General features: G+C 36.3%; 16 protein-coding genes and 1 pseudogene. 10 read left to right on the top strand and 7 right to left on the bottom strand.

What is annotated here, in order from left to right:
- Nucleotides 1-26 precede the first annotated feature (26 nt).
- Nucleotides 27-1,736: an ATP-binding cassette domain-containing protein gene (locus AC1M84_RS07030; protein WP_481594720.1), complete on the top strand. Its 1,710-nt coding sequence runs from the start codon at nt 27-29 to the stop codon at nt 1,734-1,736.
- A 168-nt stretch (nt 1,737-1,904) separates the two neighbouring features.
- On the opposite strand, the gene AC1M84_RS07025 is transcribed toward AC1M84_RS07030, so the two are convergent.
- The 3 genes from AC1M84_RS07025 to AC1M84_RS07015 form a co-directional block, all read right to left on the bottom strand.
- A complete protein-coding gene (locus AC1M84_RS07025; protein ID WP_481594719.1) occupies nt 1,905-2,594 on the bottom strand; it encodes an aspartate/glutamate racemase family protein in 690 nt (229 codons plus the stop codon).
- Between the two features lie 383 nt (nt 2,595-2,977).
- Nucleotides 2,978-3,202, bottom strand: coding sequence for a hypothetical protein (locus AC1M84_RS07020; protein WP_481594718.1), 225 nt, complete (start codon nt 3,200-3,202; stop codon nt 2,978-2,980).
- Between the two features lie 356 nt (nt 3,203-3,558).
- Nucleotides 3,559-4,797, bottom strand: a complete 1,239-nt coding sequence (locus AC1M84_RS07015) for an MFS transporter (RefSeq protein ID WP_092767119.1) — start codon at nt 4,795-4,797, stop codon at nt 3,559-3,561.
- Between the two features lie 117 nt (nt 4,798-4,914).
- On the opposite strand from AC1M84_RS07015, the gene AC1M84_RS07010 reads away from it, so the two are divergent.
- Nucleotides 4,915-5,562 carry a TetR/AcrR family transcriptional regulator gene (locus tag AC1M84_RS07010; RefSeq protein WP_481594717.1) on the top strand — a complete coding sequence of 216 codons (648 nt, stop codon included), beginning with the start codon at nt 4,915-4,917 and terminating at the stop codon, nt 5,560-5,562.
- Between the two features lie 39 nt (nt 5,563-5,601).
- Here the strand turns inward: AC1M84_RS07010 and AC1M84_RS07005 are convergent, their stop codons facing one another.
- Nucleotides 5,602-7,068: a CYTH domain-containing protein gene (locus AC1M84_RS07005; RefSeq protein WP_481594716.1), complete on the bottom strand. Its 1,467-nt coding sequence runs from the start codon at nt 7,066-7,068 to the stop codon at nt 5,602-5,604.
- A 214-nt stretch (nt 7,069-7,282) separates the two neighbouring features.
- On the opposite strand from AC1M84_RS07005, the gene AC1M84_RS07000 reads away from it, so the two are divergent.
- Complete coding sequence (locus tag AC1M84_RS07000) at nt 7,283-7,663, top strand: Mpo1-like protein (protein WP_180028595.1); 381 nt, start codon at nt 7,283-7,285, stop codon at nt 7,661-7,663.
- Nucleotides 7,664-7,983: 320 nt separating this feature from the next.
- Nucleotides 7,984-8,633 (top strand): annotated as a pseudogene (locus AC1M84_RS06995) (HAD family hydrolase).
- A 100-nt stretch (nt 8,634-8,733) separates the two neighbouring features.
- Here AC1M84_RS06995 and AC1M84_RS06990 read toward each other — a convergent pair.
- Nucleotides 8,734-8,931 carry a hypothetical protein gene (locus tag AC1M84_RS06990; protein ID WP_481588997.1) on the bottom strand — a complete coding sequence of 66 codons (198 nt, stop codon included), beginning with the start codon at nt 8,929-8,931 and terminating at the stop codon, nt 8,734-8,736.
- An 843-nt stretch (nt 8,932-9,774) separates the two neighbouring features.
- On the opposite strand from AC1M84_RS06990, the gene thiE reads away from it, so the two are divergent.
- From thiE to rapA, 6 genes are all read left to right on the top strand, one after another.
- Nucleotides 9,775-10,395 carry a thiamine phosphate synthase gene (gene thiE / locus AC1M84_RS06985; protein WP_481586403.1) on the top strand — a complete coding sequence of 207 codons (621 nt, stop codon included), beginning with the start codon at nt 9,775-9,777 and terminating at the stop codon, nt 10,393-10,395.
- Between the two features lie 31 nt (nt 10,396-10,426).
- Nucleotides 10,427-11,725 carry a glutamate-1-semialdehyde 2,1-aminomutase gene (gene hemL / locus AC1M84_RS06980; RefSeq protein ID WP_481586402.1) on the top strand — a complete coding sequence of 433 codons (1,299 nt, stop codon included), beginning with the start codon at nt 10,427-10,429 and terminating at the stop codon, nt 11,723-11,725.
- A gap of 89 nt (nt 11,726-11,814) precedes the next feature.
- Nucleotides 11,815-12,231: a GlcG/HbpS family heme-binding protein gene (locus AC1M84_RS06975; RefSeq protein ID WP_035267160.1), complete on the top strand. Its 417-nt coding sequence runs from the start codon at nt 11,815-11,817 to the stop codon at nt 12,229-12,231.
- Nucleotides 12,232-12,238: 7 nt separating this feature from the next.
- Nucleotides 12,239-12,949, top strand: coding sequence for a phosphopantetheine-binding protein (locus AC1M84_RS06970; RefSeq protein ID WP_481594715.1), 711 nt, complete (start codon nt 12,239-12,241; stop codon nt 12,947-12,949).
- Nucleotides 12,950-13,109: 160 nt separating this feature from the next.
- On the top strand, nt 13,110-13,754 hold the full coding sequence (locus tag AC1M84_RS06965) for an RluA family pseudouridine synthase (protein WP_180028829.1): 645 nt from the start codon (nt 13,110-13,112) through the stop codon (nt 13,752-13,754).
- A 203-nt stretch (nt 13,755-13,957) separates the two neighbouring features.
- Nucleotides 13,958-16,795, top strand: coding sequence for an RNA polymerase-associated protein RapA (gene rapA, locus AC1M84_RS06960; protein ID WP_481594714.1), 2,838 nt, complete (start codon nt 13,958-13,960; stop codon nt 16,793-16,795).
- 29 nt (nt 16,796-16,824) lie between these two features.
- Here rapA and AC1M84_RS06955 read toward each other — a convergent pair whose 3' ends face one another.
- On the bottom strand, nt 16,825-17,628 hold the full coding sequence (locus tag AC1M84_RS06955) for an enoyl-CoA hydratase-related protein (protein WP_481593475.1): 804 nt from the start codon (nt 17,626-17,628) through the stop codon (nt 16,825-16,827).
- Between the two features lie 79 nt (nt 17,629-17,707).
- Nucleotides 17,708-18,910 (bottom strand): iron-containing alcohol dehydrogenase, encoded by a 1,203-nt coding sequence (locus tag AC1M84_RS06950; RefSeq protein WP_092767103.1) that lies wholly within the window; start codon nt 18,908-18,910, stop codon nt 17,708-17,710.
- Between the last annotated feature and the right edge of the window lie 204 nt (nt 18,911-19,114).

The raw sequence follows: 19,114 nt of genomic DNA, 5'->3' as shown, positions 1-19,114 counted from the left end.
ACAAAAAATAACTAATTTAAAGAATGATGACTGAAAAGATTAAACAATTTAAAAAGGCGTGGATGTTATTCCGTCAACATGATGAAAATGGATTAAGTGTATTCTTCGTTTTAGCAATACTTCAAATTTTAATTATTGGTACGAGTGTTGGTTTACCGTATTTGTTTAAGCTGCTGATTGACCAGACCAGTGAACCTGATCATTACTACTCGATTCAAGACTTTTTTCAAATTCATCTGCTCTATTTATTCGCCGTAGCTTATGCACTCGCTTGGTTTATCAATGAAGGGATGAAGAATGTAAATAATTTTGCCATGTCTATGATGATCAGAAATGTTGATGCATCCATGCTTAAAGCTGGTGTATTTAATTTTCTAGATTTGAAATTAAAAGATCAACGTCAACAAGATATCGGTGTATTTAATGCAAATTTAATTCGTGGCAGCGAAGCACTTGGTACAATTATTTTTACTATATTTTTTGTTATTGTACCTACGGTATTTAAAATCTTAGGTATGGTGTATGTGCTCGGAAATACGATCAATCTTGAATTTGGTGTGTATTTTTTCGTATTCTCAGCTTGTACAGTTGCTTTATCGCTCATCATTACCTTTAAGACACAAGATATCTTTACGATTATGTATGGTGCTCGAAATCAACTGAATCAATTTGTGATTGAAAAACTCCAACAAAGTTATGATATCAAACTCAGTCATTCGAAATATTACGAATTTGAAGAGTTTAGCCGCAGAATCGATGACTATAAAATAAAGACTCAGGATACCTATAAAAAACTTCAGTATCTCATGATATATCAACTGTTATTTGTGTCATTTTTTCTTTTGGTATTCATGGTTTTATCAGTCTATATGTTTGAATATCAAAGCTTTAGTTCAGGTGATTTTGTTTTAGTCAGTACCTATATTATAGGTTTAACCATTCCTTTAATGATGATGTCTCAAAATATCATTCATTTGAAAGGTCATATTGTGGCTATTAATCAGTACCTAGAATATTTTGAATTGGAACATGAGTCATTCAATACGAATGATCTAACAGCTGAGGAACAGAAAGAAAGTGAGGTGGCGTATTCATTTCAAAATGTGACATTTGATCTAGGTCAGCAGACGATTGAAAATTTTAATTTAGACATTGTGTGTGGAAAAATATATTTAATTCAAGGTCGAACAGGTATTGGAAAATCAAGTTTTCTTAATTATTTGGTGGGAATAGAAAAGATCAAATCTGGACGACTATTCTTTAGAAATTTAGAGATCACTTCAGTATTTTCAGAAAAGATATTTGATCAGATTGCTGTGGTCAGCCAAACTCCGATCGTATATTCAAGCTCATTAAGACAAAATTTGATTCAAAATACTGAGATCAAATATTCTGATGAGGAGCTTAAACATTGGCTAAAAGAGTTCGATTTACTCCATTTGCTGGAAAAAAATCAAATTGAGTTAGACGATGATATACAAGAAATTTATAAAAACTTCTCTGGTGGTGAAAAACAACGATTAAACATCATTCGTGCATTATTAAAACAACCAGAGCTTCTGATCTTAGATGAACCTACAGCAGCCTTAGATGAGAAAACAAGTTCGAAAATTTTAAAAATTATTCAAGAGCGAGTTGAAACGGTCATTATGATTTCTCATGAACGTATGGCGACAGAAATCGCAGATGAAATTATTGATTTCAACATCATTCTAAATTCTATTGATGAGGATTAAATGATGATTGTTGTGGCATGAATATCAATCAAAAAAAGCGATTTTTAAAATATGTATTTATTTGATTAAATTTAGTCTTGAGCAACGATTCATGTACTTGATGATAGATTTTGATGTCAGTTAAATATTTTTTAGCATGAGCTGAATGATTTTTATGCTATGAAATATTTATGATAATACAAAATCTACAGCTGCTTGCGCATGAATAGAAGTTGTATCAAATAGAGGGACTGAGAATTTTAGATCTCCTATAAGCATACAAATCTCAGTGCATCCTAAAATGATTCCTTCAGCGCCAGAAGATATTAATTCTTCGACAATATGAATATATTTCTTTTGCGAATCTTCGCTAATTATGCCTAAACATAATTCGTTGTAAATAATATCATGAACAATTTTTCTACTCGCTTTATTAGGTGTTATTACTTTAAGTCCTTTTTCCTCCAATCTGCTTTTATAAAAATCTTGTTCCATCGTAAATGCAGTACCAAGCAGCCCAATTTTTGTAATTTTCTGGCTCATGATTTCCATGGCTGTCGCATCTGCTATATGAATAAATGGTATGTTGGTTGATTCCTCAATATAAGTTGCTACTTTGTGCATTGTATTTGTACAAAGTACTATGCCATCTGCACCTGCTTTTTCTAATTGTATGGCTTGATCTCTTAAATAGATTCCTGCATCTTCCCATAATCCTTTGCGTTGTAATTCCTCAATTTCAGCGAAATCAACGCTAATAAGAATAACCTTAGCAGAGTGTAACTTGCCAAGTTTCGTTTGAACCATCTTATTGATTTGTTGATAGTACAAATCAGTCGACTCCCAACTCATTCCACCTAATAAACCAATTGTCTTCAAGTTCGCACCTTTAAAAATTAAATATTTAATTTATCAATATAATGAAAATTATCGAGTATGAAATTGCTACTTTTTAAAATAACGACTTAATCAAAGTGAGAAAAGTTCAGCTTTTGATGTGTATTTTTAGGGATGAATGTATATAAGTTTAGCAGCAGAATTTACCAATCTTATGGTTGAGTAAGCTTCTCATCGGAAGAATTCACATTAACCCCGAACTTAGATGCCATAAATAGAGGAAAATTATTGTATTGCTGAACAATCCATGTATAGAGCATTCTAGTTCAAAATCTTGTAGGATATCAATCAAAAGGCTCATTCATGAGCCTTTTGATGAGTGATTTGAAAGATTAAAAAGTCTATTGTTCATAAGATTTTTAAAATTAAATCAACGTGTCTACAACACCTTTTAATACACCTAATCCTAGTGAATCAATTGTTCCATTAAGTGTTTCATTTACGCCAGTGCCAACTTTCACTAAAGGATCTTTTAATCCTACAAGAGAGCCGACAGTACCAAGCAAATTAGTCACTAAACCTGCACCAGATACTGCTTCAATTTCATCTAATGTAAGTTCTTTTAAAGTTGTTGGATTTGAATTATTCATTGTATTCACCATTCATGTTTGATTTTATTTTCAAGTAAATCGAATAACTAGCGTTAAACGATAGACTCATCATAATGAATGCATTTTGTATGCCAACTAATAAATAATGATAAATATATAATTTAGGTATAATTAATAATATAGAGGAGTGATTAACGGATTTTTCATGAAAAAATTCATCATTTTTGTGCAAATGTCACCGAATTGGTGCATTGATCGATTTGAATGATGGTTGAGAATTTAGCGCGTTAATTTCTTAAATTGATTTCACTCAACGAAATGAGTTTATATTTCATAGAATTATTTAAGAATTGAGCGTAAAAAATTACACTCAACTCAACTCAACTCAACTCAACTCAATTAATTGATGTACATTGCTGAGCTTTAGGATTATTCAATCCTCGACTATGAGTGAATACAGCAATTACAGCTAAAGAGATAAAAATCAATACACTGTAAATTAAGGTACTGGTATTGAAGTGATCTACCATAAAACCACCAAATAATGCGCCTGCTGCAATCATGATTTGGAACATACTGACAAAAAGAGGCATCCCTTTTTCAACCGCATGTGGCGCATGTAAAAACATCCAAATATTGGCTGTCGTAGGAAAGGCACCAAAAGCAAAACCCCATAATGCTGTAAGAATATATGCACCAGTTAAGAATTTGGCATAAACCGGGAATGTAAGGAATACGATCGCTAAACACAATGCAACAGCAAAAAGCGTATAGCGGACATTGATATTGCTGCTATAACCGGAGAATGCATTGCCTACGAAGCCTGCTGCTCCATAAATAAGAAGCAATGAACTGATGGTTGAACCATCAAATCCTGCTTCATTTTTATAGAATGGCGCCAAGTAACTGTACGTTGAAAAATGCGCTAATCCGATAAATAAAACAATGATTAAGCCTTTACGAGCTTTGGGATCTCGAAACAATGCGGGTAGATCGCTATATTGAATAGCTGAAGTCGGCGGTAATTTCGGTAGGAATTTAATCTCAAATAACAGAATAATGGCACCAATCACTGAGGTGATCATAAAAGCATTACGCCAACCGTAAATTTCACTTAGCCATGTTCCAACCGGAACACCCAGCACAGTTGCCAGAGTCACGCCAGCCATGACGATAGCTGTTGCTTTGGCGATGGGTAGGTGAGGAGGTGCAACACGACCACTTAAGGCGATTGCAGTTGCCCAGAATCCGCCTATCGCGATACCCAAGAAAAAACGACTCAATAGAATCCAAGTGAAACTTTCTGAATAGCTCGTAATGAAATTTGCAATGACCATGACCGCTGTGAGTGCGATTAATAAATAGCGTCGATCAAGTTGCTTCACCCAGACCGAGATAAGCGGTGCTGCGAAAGCACCCATCACGCCTGGAAGGGTAATGAACAGGCCAGCAGTACCGACTGAAATGTTGAGATCTAGTGCGATTGCATTGAGCACACCAATAGGGAGAAACTCACTGGTCACTAATATAAAAGCGGTGATAGAAAGTGTAATAACAGCAAACCAATTTCCTTGATTTTTTGTAGGAGATGGAGAATTAACAGCGGTTTCAGTCAGATGAGATTCAGATTTCATTGACCAACGCTCCTTGAAAATAATTTCATAATGATTGTTATAAAAATAAAATATTTGAATTTAAGATCTGGGTCAATTAATTTATTAATGATCATTATAAAATTAATTGGGTTGAATATGCAGGAAAGTTCAAAGCCAATAAATCAAATGGATAGTGCCAAATCAATATCTAAGGGGCGTGGACGTCCTAAGTGTTTTAATGAAGAACAAGCACTTGAAAAAGCCATGACACTATTTTGGAAATACGGTTATGAAGCTACTTCAATGAGTGATTTAACATTCGCCATGGGAATCACTGCACCTAGTCTTTATAGTACGTATGGTGATAAATCAGAGCTCTTTAATCGTTGCATTGACTATTATCTCAGGCACGAATCATGCTCGATGGAAATGATTTTTAAACATGCACATTCCATAAAATTAGCAATGGAACTTTATTTGATTGAAAATCTAAAACGACTGGTGCAGAAAGACAAACCGAAAGGATGTATGTTGGTCGTGTCGACAATGAACTGTTCGATTCAAAATCAACAAATACAACAATCAATTTCGCAAAAAAGACAGTTATCTAAATCGAATTTACTAGAAAAATTATTAGCTGCTCAAGCCTCAGGTGAAATTAGTACACAAACTAATATTCAGGCAATGACAGATTATTATATGACGATTTTACAAGGACTAAGCTTACAAGCACGTGATGGGGCGACTTTTGAACAATTGGAAAGCGTTGTACACATGGCGATGCAAACTTGGGATCATTTTTGAGTCAGAACTTCTCATTGACGAAAAGTTCTGACTTAAATTTTATGATTTGATAAATTTTCGACTGACTAAGAATTGTTCAGTCGCTTCCAAAAGTTTTTCAGCGTAAATTTCTTGCTTTGCCGTCAACCAACCTAAGGCGAACCAGTCACTGGCTTCTAATTCTGTTTGCTGTAAGTATGATGATGAGGAAGATAATACTTGATATTGTTCAGCTGCATAATGTGCATCATTAAGCGCCTTGCCGTATTTTTGTAAATTTTTCACATCAAAAATTTGTGTTAAGACTGGGAAACTGAATTTTAATTCACTTAAATGTATTGCCAATTGGTCAAGACTTTCAAAGTTAGAAGGATCAGCTTCATTCAGACATTCCTGTAAAACTTTATACTGCTGTTGAAGCGTATTTTGAGCATAGGTTTTGAGGTCTTGGGTTTGCACCTTCTTGGAATTGCCTAAACTAAAACTCAAAAGTTCAAGATAGTGTTGAACGTTTTGGGTAGATTTGACTAAGTTATTTAATTTTTCTCGGGCGTAGAGCACATCTTTACTTAGCATTTCAGCAGTTTTAGGGTTTTGCAGAATAGCGCCTAAGGTGTGTTGCATATGCTCATAATGTTTTAGGTTTTCAAAATGACTTTTAAATGCAGATAACTGATGTGCCCATTTATCTGTGCTCTTTGATGTCCAGTCTTTAAAAATAGATAGACTTAAAAACAAATAGTTCAAAGCAATATGTGCTTGTTCGATGTGTTCCTGTTCAGCCACTTCCGCAGAAATCGCAGCAATATTCGGCAGCAAATGTTGCATATGATGACCGATCATCATTCGAATCATTTTTTCTGCGCTTTCTTTTTTTGCAACGATCCATTCTTTTTCAGTTCGCGCTGGGCTTACAACTAAATTTGAAACCAATAAATTTCCAAACTCAGCTTTACTTCGAACATCTAGCCAAAGTTGATATTTTTTGACCCACTCAAAACTAAACGCTAGTAATGTTTCAACTTTTCCTTGTTTGAGTTCAAACTCTACTTCATGAATCTCATGTTCTCGATCACCTGATCGTACAACGCCAATATCTAGACACACTTCAATTTCAGCATCTTCAAAGCTAATCACTCGAACTGTACGTTGAATGTCTGTTTCAAACTGCAAGACTAATTGGTCAAAATCACCTTTCAATGCGTCATTTAAGACCTCATAAGCTTCGGAATTATCTGAATAAATAGATAAATCTAAATTCGGTGCAGCCTCAAGATTACCTAAATCATGATTATGTTCGAAACGGTGTAAATGGCTTTTACTTTTCGTCGCTTTTAAGGTTTGAACCCAATTGGTATTTTCAAGACGTTGTCGAATGGCTATCCCATGCTGAGAGAGTAGGCGATCAGGAGTGTCATAGTACTTTGCTTGCATTTGAATGAGTTCAGACTTTTTTGGATCGATTGCTTTTAAAATCGCATTCCGTCGAGCTTCTGGGATCTGAAACTTTAATTCAATTTCAAGCATGTGATTTTCCTAATTGATCAATCATTTTCATAGAAGTAAGACATTTGATTGCCTTTTAATTTAAGGGGATTGTAACTGATTCAGTTAGAACCACAATCTTGACAATTCACTTATATTTACTTGAATGAATGATTAATCACAATATTTGTAAGATAAGCTTTTCAAGTGCAATTTTTTGAATTAAGGTGGTCAAAAAAAGGACAGGAATACAACAATGAATGCTTATGTAGAGCCGTCTTCATCGCAAGAAGAAGCTAAATTTCAATTACCCATCAAGAATTACTCAGAATTTTATCGTTTTTATTTGACTGAACACCGCAGCATTATGAGTCGTCGTTTACATGCAGCAGGTAGCTCAATCGGTATTTATTTTTTTACTCAAGCGATTCGTCAGCGTAAAGCTAAATATCTAGTCTACGGATTAGTTTCAGGCTACGCATGCGCGTGGGTGGGGCATTTTGTTTTTGAAAAAAATAAGCCAGCAAGCTTTAAACAACCGTTGTATAGCTTTATTTCAGACTGGAGAATGTTATCGGATATTTTGCGCGGAAACTTGAGTTTAAAAGATCGTAAATTTGATAAAATTGATAGCTAAGTTTATATTTTTTTAAAAAAGCTCAGAAAATTCTGGGCTTTTTTGTCATGAAATGTTTTAAGAAAGCTACACAAAAATATGATTATATGATAGCTGGAAAGGCTTAAGATCCAATGAATAAATCCAAATTATAAATATTGGGATTAAATAAAAAATTAACGTATTCAGTTAGATGAGTTAACGGTATTATTCTGTTAAACCGCATATAATACATATTATGTTAATTTAAATAATACTGAAAAAGAAAAGAAGATGAACTATATGTAAAACTTTTACTATGAGAATGAGTATTTTTTAATGCGAAACATACTTTTTTTGATTTGGATCAAACTATTTTGAATAGGAGTGAGTCACTTATTCGTTTTATAAATTGGCAAGTAAATTTTTTCCAATTAGTACCACAAGAACTAAAAGATGCATTTATAAAAAAATTTATTGAATTGGATGATAATGGAAATGTTTGGAAAGATATCGTTTATAGTCAATTAAGCAAAGTTTTTAATATAAAAAATTTTACTGTTGGTGAATTACTTTATTCTTACATTACTGATTTCAATAAATTTTCAATTGGTTTTGATGACGTCCAAAAAGTCATTTCAGATCTTTATCAAAAGGGATATAAGATTGGGTTAGTCTCCAATGGAAAAAGCCCATTTCAGGAACATAATTTTTATGCTTTAGGTCTTACCGAATATTTCTCGACTATCATAGTTTCAGAAGCGATTGACTTAAGAAAGCCCGATAAAAAAATATTTGCTTATGCTTGTTACCAGTTAAATTGTTCACCTTCTGATTGTATTTTTATTGGTGACAATCCTAAAGTTGATATAGAAGGTGCAAAAAATGTTGGTATGAAAACTATTTTTTTCACCCAAATCAAATACTAAAAAAACCTATTACAGATGAGAGTATTCATCATTATGATGAATTAGAGCGAGCCATCAATAGAATAAATAAAGAGGACGTATGATGAATGATATAATTAACTCATATGATAACTTTTTTTATAGAATTGAATGGATTAAGTGATGAATCAGATAATTAAATGCGACTATTTAACATAATAGAGCTCATCCTAAGTTTTTTAAATCAGGTCGAATTTTATAAATATTATTTTGGAGTTCAAAAATATGACTTAGAGCTTTTCCTATCAGTAATATATTTTCTCTATTTTCTAGTGATGGATCTGATTGAATCTTACTAGGAATACTGTCTAATAATATAGCGGCTTGATGCAAATCATCATTTATTTTTTTTAATTGATCCATTTTTCTCTTCTATAAATATTGGTTAGGATATAAATAATATTACGTTGAGATCCTGAATTATTCAATTATATGGTGTATTGTTCTTCAAATAAGAACTTTTTAGAACATATAGATCTCTTGCATAAATCTTAGATTAGCATTTGAAGTGCAACACCATCTTTTTTAACTACACCTTACACATGTAAGCGGTTTGTATAATTCAAATATTCTTCTGCTATCTATTTTCTTTACTGGATAGTCGGACGTAATGTCTTTGCCATCTAGTACTACCGAAATTTCATCAGAATCAAAATAAATATTTACTAAATTTTCTTTAAAACAAATAAATTCAATTTGACTTTCTTTACTCGTGTCAGAAAATTTTCACTGAAAGTGGTTTAATTAGATAAATCGTTATTTACTTTTCAATAATTACATTTACTAAGTCCTTACTATTATTTTTATACATAAATTTCTGATTTTTAATAATATTTTATTTTCCTCCTAATCTTAAAAGGGAATCTCTTAGTCATTTGCTGTACATAACATGCCAAAAGGTGTTTTCATACTGATTCGTTTATAACTAATGCCAGGTATAGGCTCCTTCGCAGGCAACATATCTCTTTTTTCGCAAATTTCCTTTATGTACTTAAGTGTGTCTTTCGAAGAACTAGATGGAATATATTCAAACGTATTGGAGCCAATTTTTCTTGGATTAAATTTCACAAATTCATTTCAATCAATATCTTTAATACGCTTAGTCAACAATAGAGCCTGTTAATTTCTACATTTTATCAATGTGTTCTTCCAAGGCTTTGTCCTATAATGTTTTAAATTTTTAGTATTTGCCTAGAGTTATTCTTTATGCGCGGTTTGTATTTAATCACCAACGATGATCCTATTGAACTTCTATTAGCAAAGCTTGAAGGAGCGATGGCAACTTATGAAGTTGCAGTACTTCAGTATCGTCGTAAAAACGTTGCGAAAGAAGATCAAGCTTATGAAATTGAATACATGAAGAATATGTGTAATCAATATAAGGTTCCTTTTGTCATCAATGATGATTTAGAGGCCGCAGTCAAATATGGCGTGGGTGTGCATCTTGGTCAAGATGATGGTTCAATCCAAGAGGCTGTGGAAAGATTGCCAAAAAACGTCTTAATTGGACGTAGTTGTAATAATTCTATTGAACTAGCTGAGCAAGCGATCGCAGACGGCGCAAATTATGTAGCATTCGGCGCAATTTATGCAACACAAAGCAAACCTGAAGCAGGTAATATTGGTTTAGAAACATTAAAAGCTGCAAAAGCAAAATTAAATGTACCTATTTGCGCGATTGGAGGTTTGACGGTTGAAAATGGCGCTGAAGTGATTGCTGCTGGAGCAGATCTTTGTGCTGTCATTAGCGATGTATTGGGTCGGTCTATGTCAACTGTTGGTCAACGTGTTTACGACTGGTCAGAGCTATTTGCTAAACAAGCTTAAATTTTTTACTTTTTCGAGTTGAGTGATTTTCATGAGTTTATCTCCTAAGCAAGAACAACTATTTAAACAAGCCAGCAAACATATTCCTGGTGGTGTGAATTCGCCAGTACGTGCTTTTAATGGTGTAGGCGGTACGCCGGTATTTATTGAAAAAGCTCAAGGTGCCTACCTGTATGATGTAGATGGCAAACGCTATGTAGATTATGTGGGTTCATGGGGACCAATGATTTTAGGACATGCACACCCTGCGATTATTAAAGCTGTTCAAGACGCCGCTGTTGATGGTCTAAGTTTTGGTGCACCTACAGTGCATGAAACGACATTGGCAGATATTATCTGTGAAATTATGCCGTCGATTGAATTGGTACGTATGACCAACTCAGGGACAGAAGCAACAATGACTGCAATTCGTCTTGCACGTGGGTATACAGGTCGTGACAAAATTGTTAAGTTTGAGGGCTGTTACCATGGTCACTCAGATTCACTTTTAGTGAAAGCAGGTTCTGGTCTACTTACAAGTGGTGAAGGCGAGGCGACATCAGCGGGTGTTCCTGCTGATTTTGCAAAACATACTTTGACGCTTCCATACAATGATATTGCGACTTTAAAAGAATGCTTTGCTAAATTTGGTTCCGAAATTGCGGGTGTTATTGTTGAACCTGTTGCAGGTAACATGAACTTGGTTAAACCAATTGATGGATTCTTGCAAGCCATTCGAGATGTGTGTGATGAGCATGGTTCAGTCTTCATTATTGATGAAGTGATGACCGGATTCCGTGTTGGATTAGGTGGAGCTCAAGCACACTACGGTGTTACACCTGATTTAACTACGCTAGGTAAAATTATTGGTGCAGGTCTTCCTGTAGGCGCATTTGGTGGTAAGCGCGAAGTGATGGAATGTATTGCTCCTCTAGGTAAAGTTTACCAAGCAGGAACTTTGTCAGGTAATCCGCTGGCAATGAGAGCTGGGATTGAGATGTTTAAACATCTTCGACAACCAGGCTTTTATGAAAATCTTACTGCACAGCTCGAAAAGTTATTGACTGGTTTACAGACTGCCGCAGATGAAGCGGGTATACCATTTAAGACTCAACAGGTTGGAGGTATGTTTGGATTGTATTTCACTGATCAAGAAGATATTACAAGCTTTGATTCAATGTTGAAATGCGATGTTGAAATGTTCCGTAAATTCTTCCATGGCATGTTGGATGAAGGTGTAAATTTAGCGCCTTCTGCTTTTGAAGCCGGCTTTATCTCAAGTGCGCATTCCGATGAAGATATTGCGTTCACTATTCAAGCAGCTAAGAATGTATTTGCGCGTTTAAAATAGAATTTTTTTGAAAATCTATTAACATAAGCCTACAGTGTAAATACTGTAGGCTTTTTTGCACGTATAAAATTCACGGACTTAAAATAGAAATGAAATTAAAACATTATTTAACTTTAGAAGACGCGGAGTTCTTACTGACGCGTGCGCAACAATATGCGATTGATAAAAAGTTGAATGTCAGTATTTCTGTTGTAGATGAAACTGGAAGTTTACTTGCAATGAAACGTATGGATGGTGCCTCTCCGATGACTGCGAATTTGTCAGCTGAAAAAGCAAAATGTTCAGCTTTGAGCCGCCACCCATCTCAAATTTTTGAAGAGCTGATCAAAGATGGGCAATTGGGTTTTCTGACTGTTCACTCATTGTCGGGAATGTTAGAAGGTGCGGAACCCATTATTTATCAAGGGCAATTGGTGGGAGCCGTGGGAGTTTCAGGTGCTAAATCTTTTGAAGATGCTGAAATTGCGCTGCATGCCATAGAAGTTTTCTTGGCTTTAGCTGATTAGAGTGGCAATGTCATATTTTTATACACCACCCAAAAAAATTGAACTCAGCGCGAGTTTGGCAAAGTGGTCCATTGAAGCTGAACAATGCGTCTTGGTGGTTTTTGGATTTCAACGTTTAGCTGAATATAGCAATGACCAACATCAAGAATTATTAATTCATTTAAATCGCTTAATTAAAAAAGCTCAGGCTTTAGATATTGAAGTGATTGAAATTGAAGAGCAGCAATCATTTTCTAAAGTAGCGCAGTTGGGTGAATTACTCGCAGAAAAGAAACAACTCATTGTGTCTGGCATGATCAATTCACCTATAAAGCAACTTTTACAGCATATCATTTCGATTACTCCTCAAATTTGTGTGGTGAACGATGCTGTTCATGTAGAAACGAAGAGCCAACATTTACAGTGGATTGAGAACTATGTAGAACAAGGTATTCATCATATGAATACCTCTGCCATGATTCGAATGCTGGAATTAAGTGCGCCGACTTCATTTATTCTTTCTGAAAAGGGCATATTACTGTCTATTGCTGAATACCTCGAATTCGATATTTTTGAAATTGATCCATTTCAAGATTTACGGAACTATGGCTTAGATTCAGTCGCAATGGTGAGTTTGATTGGCTTGTGGAGAGCCAATGGCGCACATATAGATTTTGAATCATTTGTGCAAAATTGCACACTTTCTCAATTGCTTCCTATCCTGAGAAAAGACTGCTAGATGTCAAAAATAAAACTTAATTCATTTGAATCGTTAGATTGATTTAATTTCTATCAGATATCGGAAAAATCATCACTGTTTGTCCATTTCAAGATTGTAATTTATCGCTAAGCTTTCTATTATTGCCGCCTTGTTTTCACGATCTGCTAGGAATAGAAATTTGAGTCATTTTCTTCAGGAACATCTCATTCATCGTGATCAAGATTTTATGGTGATTCACAAACCAGCTGGATTACTTTCTGTTCCGGGCAAAACGCCTGATCTTCAAGATTGCGTTATCAATCGTCTTCTTCAAGAAGAACCACGTACGCTTCTGATTCATCGTTTAGATCGTGATACATCAGGCTTATTGGTGTTTGGACTCAGTAAAACAGGTCAAAAATCGATCTCTCGCCAATTTCAAGAACGTGAAACCGATAAAACTTATCAAGCACTAGTCGTGGGATGTGTAAAAGGTCAAGGAACTGTAGATATTCCTGTGATTTACGACCCATCGCGTCCGCCATTGCATATCGTAGATGCGCATCACAATAAAGCAGCGTTAACGCATTGGGAAGCAGTTGAACAATTTCAAATTCAAGATCAGTGGGTGACACGCGTAAAATTAACGCCAATCACAGGTCGAGCACATCAACTTCGCGTTCACATGCAGCATTTAGGGCATCCCATCGTAGGGGATACTTTGTATGCAACACCAGCGCAACAAGCTTTGAAAGATCGACTCTGTTTGCATGCAGAGCAGTTAAGTTTCAATCATCCTGTTACCGGTGAACGACTGAACTTTCATTGTCCAGTGCCGTTCTAAATACACATTTTAAAATCAGCATACGAATATTTTTATGATCTGATCATGATGAAATTATGGTTATGATCAATTAAGTATATCGTTGCTAAATATTGCTCACTTTTTGGTGGGCTTTATGTCAAAATATATTGCTTATAGACGTTAAATTTTGCTCAAATCATCTCCTGTTTGAGCATAAGTTTTCAGTCCTAACTTGAGATAAGGTGGAAAAATTGCAGCAGTTTGCTATTGGTCAACGTTGGTTATCAGACACAGAGACAGAGTTAGGTTTAGGGGTTTTGATTGATGTAAATGAACGATCAATTAGTATCCTCTTTCCTAAAAGTGACGAAACCCGTGTCTATGCACGTAGTAACGCACCTTTATCTCGAATTGTGTTCAATGTGAATGATGAGCTTCAAGACCAAGAGGGCATCGTCTGGAAAGTCGAATCATTAGAAGAGTGTGGTGGCGTTATTCGTTACAACGTAATTCGTCAGTTACAAGATGGTACTGATGAACGTAAATCATTAAATGAAACTCGTGTTGGTGCGACGATTCAATTGTCTAAACCACTTGATCGTTTACTGGCAAGCCAAATTGATTATAAAGAATGGTATGACCTGCGTATTGAAGCATTACAAATGCAAGCTAATATGCAAAATAGTCCATTACGTGGCATGGTGGGGGCTCGTGTTGGATTGATTCCTCACCAATTTTATATCGCGCATGAAGTAGGTAAGCGCTTTGCTCCACGTGTCTTATTGGCGGATGAAGTTGGTCTAGGTAAAACTATTGAAGCAGGTTTAATCATACACCAGCAACTTAAAACAGGACGTTCTGAACGCATCCTCGTTTTAGTTCCTGATTCGCTGCAATATCAGTGGATGATTGAAATGCGTCGCCGTTTCAATTTGAATTTCTCGCTATTTGATTTAACGCGTACTGCTTCGATCAAAGAACATGATCCAGAATTGAATCCGTTCTTAACTGAACAGTGCATCATTGCGTCTGTTGATCTCATGATCGACCATGAAGATTTACGTGAGCAATCGCTCGAAGCAGGTTTTGATTTGCTTGTGGTGGATGAAGCACATCATTTGATGTGGTCAGAAGAAGAAGGTGGTAATGACCGCTATGACCTTGTTGAAGAATTTGCTGAAAAAACTGCAGGCGTACTTTTACTGACTGCAACGCCTGAACAGTTAGGGGTCGAGTCTCATTTTGCCCGTTTACGTTTACTCGATCCGCAACGTTTTAGTTCGCTTGATCGTTTCTTAGATGAAGAGGAAAAATATCAGCAAACAGCTCAAATTGCAGAAGTGCTGATGTCGGATCAACCTCTTGAAGCTGATCATTTCCAAGCAATTGAGCAGTTACTGGGTCACAAGATTGAAGATGAGCCAGAACAGCGTTTCCGTGCAATTCATGAATTGTTAGATCGTCACGGTACGGGACGTGTACTATTCCGTAATACACGTGAAGCGATTCAAGGCTTCCCTGGTCGTGATTGTCAGCCTGCACCATTACCTGCGCCAGAAGGATGGTCGATGGATGGTAAACTTCGTGAACAAATGTGGCCAGAAGAAGCGCAATTGGACGGGGCTTGGATGGAAACTGATCCGCGTGTAACGTGGATTATGGAAATGCTCCGTACTCAGTTAAAGCATAAAAAAGTCTTGCTCATTGCGCGTAGTGGGCCTGTAGTTGAAGCTTTAGAAAATGCATTACGTATCCATGCAGGGATCCGTACAGCAATGTTCCATGAAGGCATGAGTCTATTAGAGCGTGACCAAGCAGCTGCTTATTTTGCAGAAGATTCGTATGGTGCTCAGATTTTATTGTGTTCAGAAATTGGCTCAGAAGGTCGTAACTTCCAGTTTGCTTCAGATTTAATCCTATTTGATTTGCCAGCGAACCCTGATGTTCTTGAACAGCGTATCGGTCGACTTGATCGTATTGGTCAAGAAAACCGTATTCAGATTCATGTGCCATATTTAGTGGGCACTGCACAAGAGCGCATGTTCCGTTGGTACAATGAAGCATTAAATATTTTCAGCAATATTTCTCCAACTGCGCAAACCTTACAAGAAAACTTTATTGTTGATCTTAAAGATTGCTTGTTGGCTGATAAAGGTCAAGCGTTTGAAGATCTTCTTGAAGCTGTAAGTGTGCAACGTGAAGCTTTAGAGCAAGAGCTACAAGCAGGACGTGATCGTTTATTGGAATACAATTCTTGTCGCCCAATGGTTGCGCAAGAAATTGTGCAAGCACTCGAAGAGTATGATGACAATACGACTTTGCCAATGTTTATGAAACGCTTCATGGCGTCAACCAATATTGATTTTGATGAGCAAAGTAATGGCACGGTGATTATTAAGCCTACTGATCAAATGCAAGTCCAAGGTCTGACTTTGGATGAGGATGGCATGACCGTGACGTTCTATCGTGATCAGGCTCAGATCCGTGAAGATGCGCAATACATAACGCTTGAGCATCCTTTCACTGAAAGTGTCATGGAAATGATCAATACGCAATCGTTTGGTAGTACCAATGTGGCGTTATTGAAGTCTGCAGCTTTACCACAAGGTTCAGTTTTAGTTGAGGTGTGGTTCAAAGTGGATGTGATTGCACCGAAAGCATTGAACTTGCCAGCGAGTTTACCAATACAATTGATTCGTGTGTTATTAAGTGAAAAGGGCCAAGATTTATCAGCTAAAATTGCACCAGATATTTTGAAACCATACTTACATCATCTTGACGGTAATAGTTGTCGCCAAGTGGTGAAAGCACGTCGTGATGTCGTTGAACAACGTTATGCACAAGCTTTAGACATTGCAAAAGGTGCTTTGCCTGAATTAAAACAGCAAGCGAAAGAAATTTATAGCAATAAATGGCAATATGAAATTGATCGTTTAAGTTATTTGAAACAATTTAACCCAAGTATTCGCGAAGATGAAATTGCACGTTTGCAGAAGCTTCAAAAAGAAGGCTTAAGCCTTTTAGAAGGTTTAGCTGTAACGCCTGAAGCGATTCGAGTCTTGGTGGTGGTAAAGCCATAAAATAAAAAAAAGCACCCTAGGGTGCTTTTTTAGGACTGCAGAAATTGATTGAAGTCAGGTTTTCTTTTTTGTAAGAAAGCCATCACGGCTTCAATCATTTCAGGCGATGTTAAACGTTCTGCAACAACCTCAGCTTCCTGAACAATACAATTCTGAATTTGATCTTGCTCGGGTCGAATTTGTTTTTTAATAATTTTTAGCGTGGTCATTGGCAGTTGACTCATCTGTTGAGCCCGCTGTAAAGCTAATTGTTCAGGTTGCTCGCAAATCTGATTGATGATTCGACATTTTAGCGCTTCTTCCGCTGAAAATTTTCGACCTGTGAGCAATAATTCGGCAGCCATATGATAACCAGCCAACTCAGTGAAAAGAAGGCTGGTGCCACCTTCTACAGATAATCCCAAACTTACAAATGGAATTTGAAATTCTGTATCGGGGTGAGCGTATACCATGTCACAGTGAAATAGCATAGTGACGCCAACGCCTATAGTGCAGCCACGTACCGCAGCAATAATAGGTTTAGAAAATCTTGCGATCGCTTTTAGGAAGACAAATGGTGGTGTAGCATCAGCGGCTAAACCAACATATTTTTGAGCGGCAGACATAAAATCTTTCAGATCATTTCCTGCGGTAAAATCCTGTTCGTTACCCTGTAAAATCACAACATTCACTTGTTGAGATTGATCTGCCGCATCCAATATTTTTGCAATGTCATTGTACATTTCCCCATTTAAAGCATTTTTTTGCTCGGGGTGATCAATTTTGATGGTCAGGATTCTATTCTCAATCGTGACATGAATAAAAGGGTTTAGTGAATCTAAATTTTTTAACATGGCGGCATTCCTTGTCGCAAATTAAAAAAGCTCAGTAGACACGATTGTATACTGAGCTTTTATTCGTGCCTTATTGGCATTAAAGTCGATTTAAAATTTGCTCAGCATCTGAATAATTCATGTATTTTGGTACGGCATAAATTCCATGGGCTTCAGTAAAAGCAGATTTAATCATCTCTGGGAAATCTTGCTTTTTTAAATTCGGAATCTCAGTATTGATTTTCAAATCTTTAAGTAATTGCTTTACGCTTTGAATGAAAATATTTGCGGCTTGTTCATCCGAAGTGTGTGACGAGCTTAAACCAATTTTCTTCGCTGCTAGTGCTAAGCGTTTTTCTGATGCTTTACGATTAAATTCTAGAACATGAGGCAAGATAATAGCATTAGCGCGTCCGTGTGGGATTTGATATTGAGTCCCTAATTGATGCGCCAAAGCATGTACATAGCCAATTCCAGCACTATTCATTGCCAAACCAGCATAATGAGAACCGAGCGCCATTGCTTCACGTGCTGCAATATTCTGACCATCTTCAAATGCAGTTTTTAAATTTTCCATGATCAATTTCATGGCTGCACTGGCGTAATAATCTGATTGTTTGTTGGCGAATCCGCTTACCCACGATTCAATTGCATGAGTAAGGGCATCAATACCAGTGTCAGCAGTGATAGCAGGTGGCATGCCTTTCATGATGACGGGATCTAAAGCAGTTGCTAATGGAACGACTTTGGGATCAATAACTAAGCCTTTGATATGAGTTTCACTGTCTGAAATAACTGCGGCAATGGTAACTTCAGAACCTGTACCGGCGGTGGTCGGAATCACGAACAATGGATATGCAGGTTTACGGCTTTTTAAAATTCCAAAAAGTTGTTTAGGTGATTTATGGTTTGCGGCTGCGAGCGCTAATACTTTTGCTGTATCAATCGTCGAACCACCCCCTATACCCAATACGCTATCGCATCCGGTATTTTTAAACAGTGCTAGAGATTTTTCGACAATTTCACAAGTTGGATCAGGTTTTACATCAGAGAAAATAACAACTTCAATCCCATTGTGCTTTAATTGATCTTGAATGGGTTGTATGACACCTAATTTGACTAATACTGCATCAGTCACAATCATCACTTTTTTCATGCCGAGCTGAGCAATATTGCCACACAATTGCATTGATGAATCTTCACCCGCAAATACGAGAGGATGTGATACTGGGATTGCAAGGGTGAGGGCTTTGACAGCCATGAGTTGAGTTTTTGCACGTAAAATAGTGGCAATCTGAGCCATAATGATCAATCTCTATCCATGAGTTTGATTTAGTTATAGGATAATCATTGTCCAAGTACATTGGCGATAATCATCAACACATTGGTCTTAAATTACAATTTTATCAAAAATATAGCGCAATTAAACTGAGCAAAATAATGGTTGGATTTTGATCAGAATTCATGATAGAAAATAGAAAATAATTCGAAAATTTAAATCGTAAAG

It is taken from the genome of Acinetobacter sp. 24-47-66 (assembly GCF_056779755.1).
Note: the sequence above shows the minus strand (reverse complement) of the source record. Positions and strands in the feature narration are given on the sequence as shown.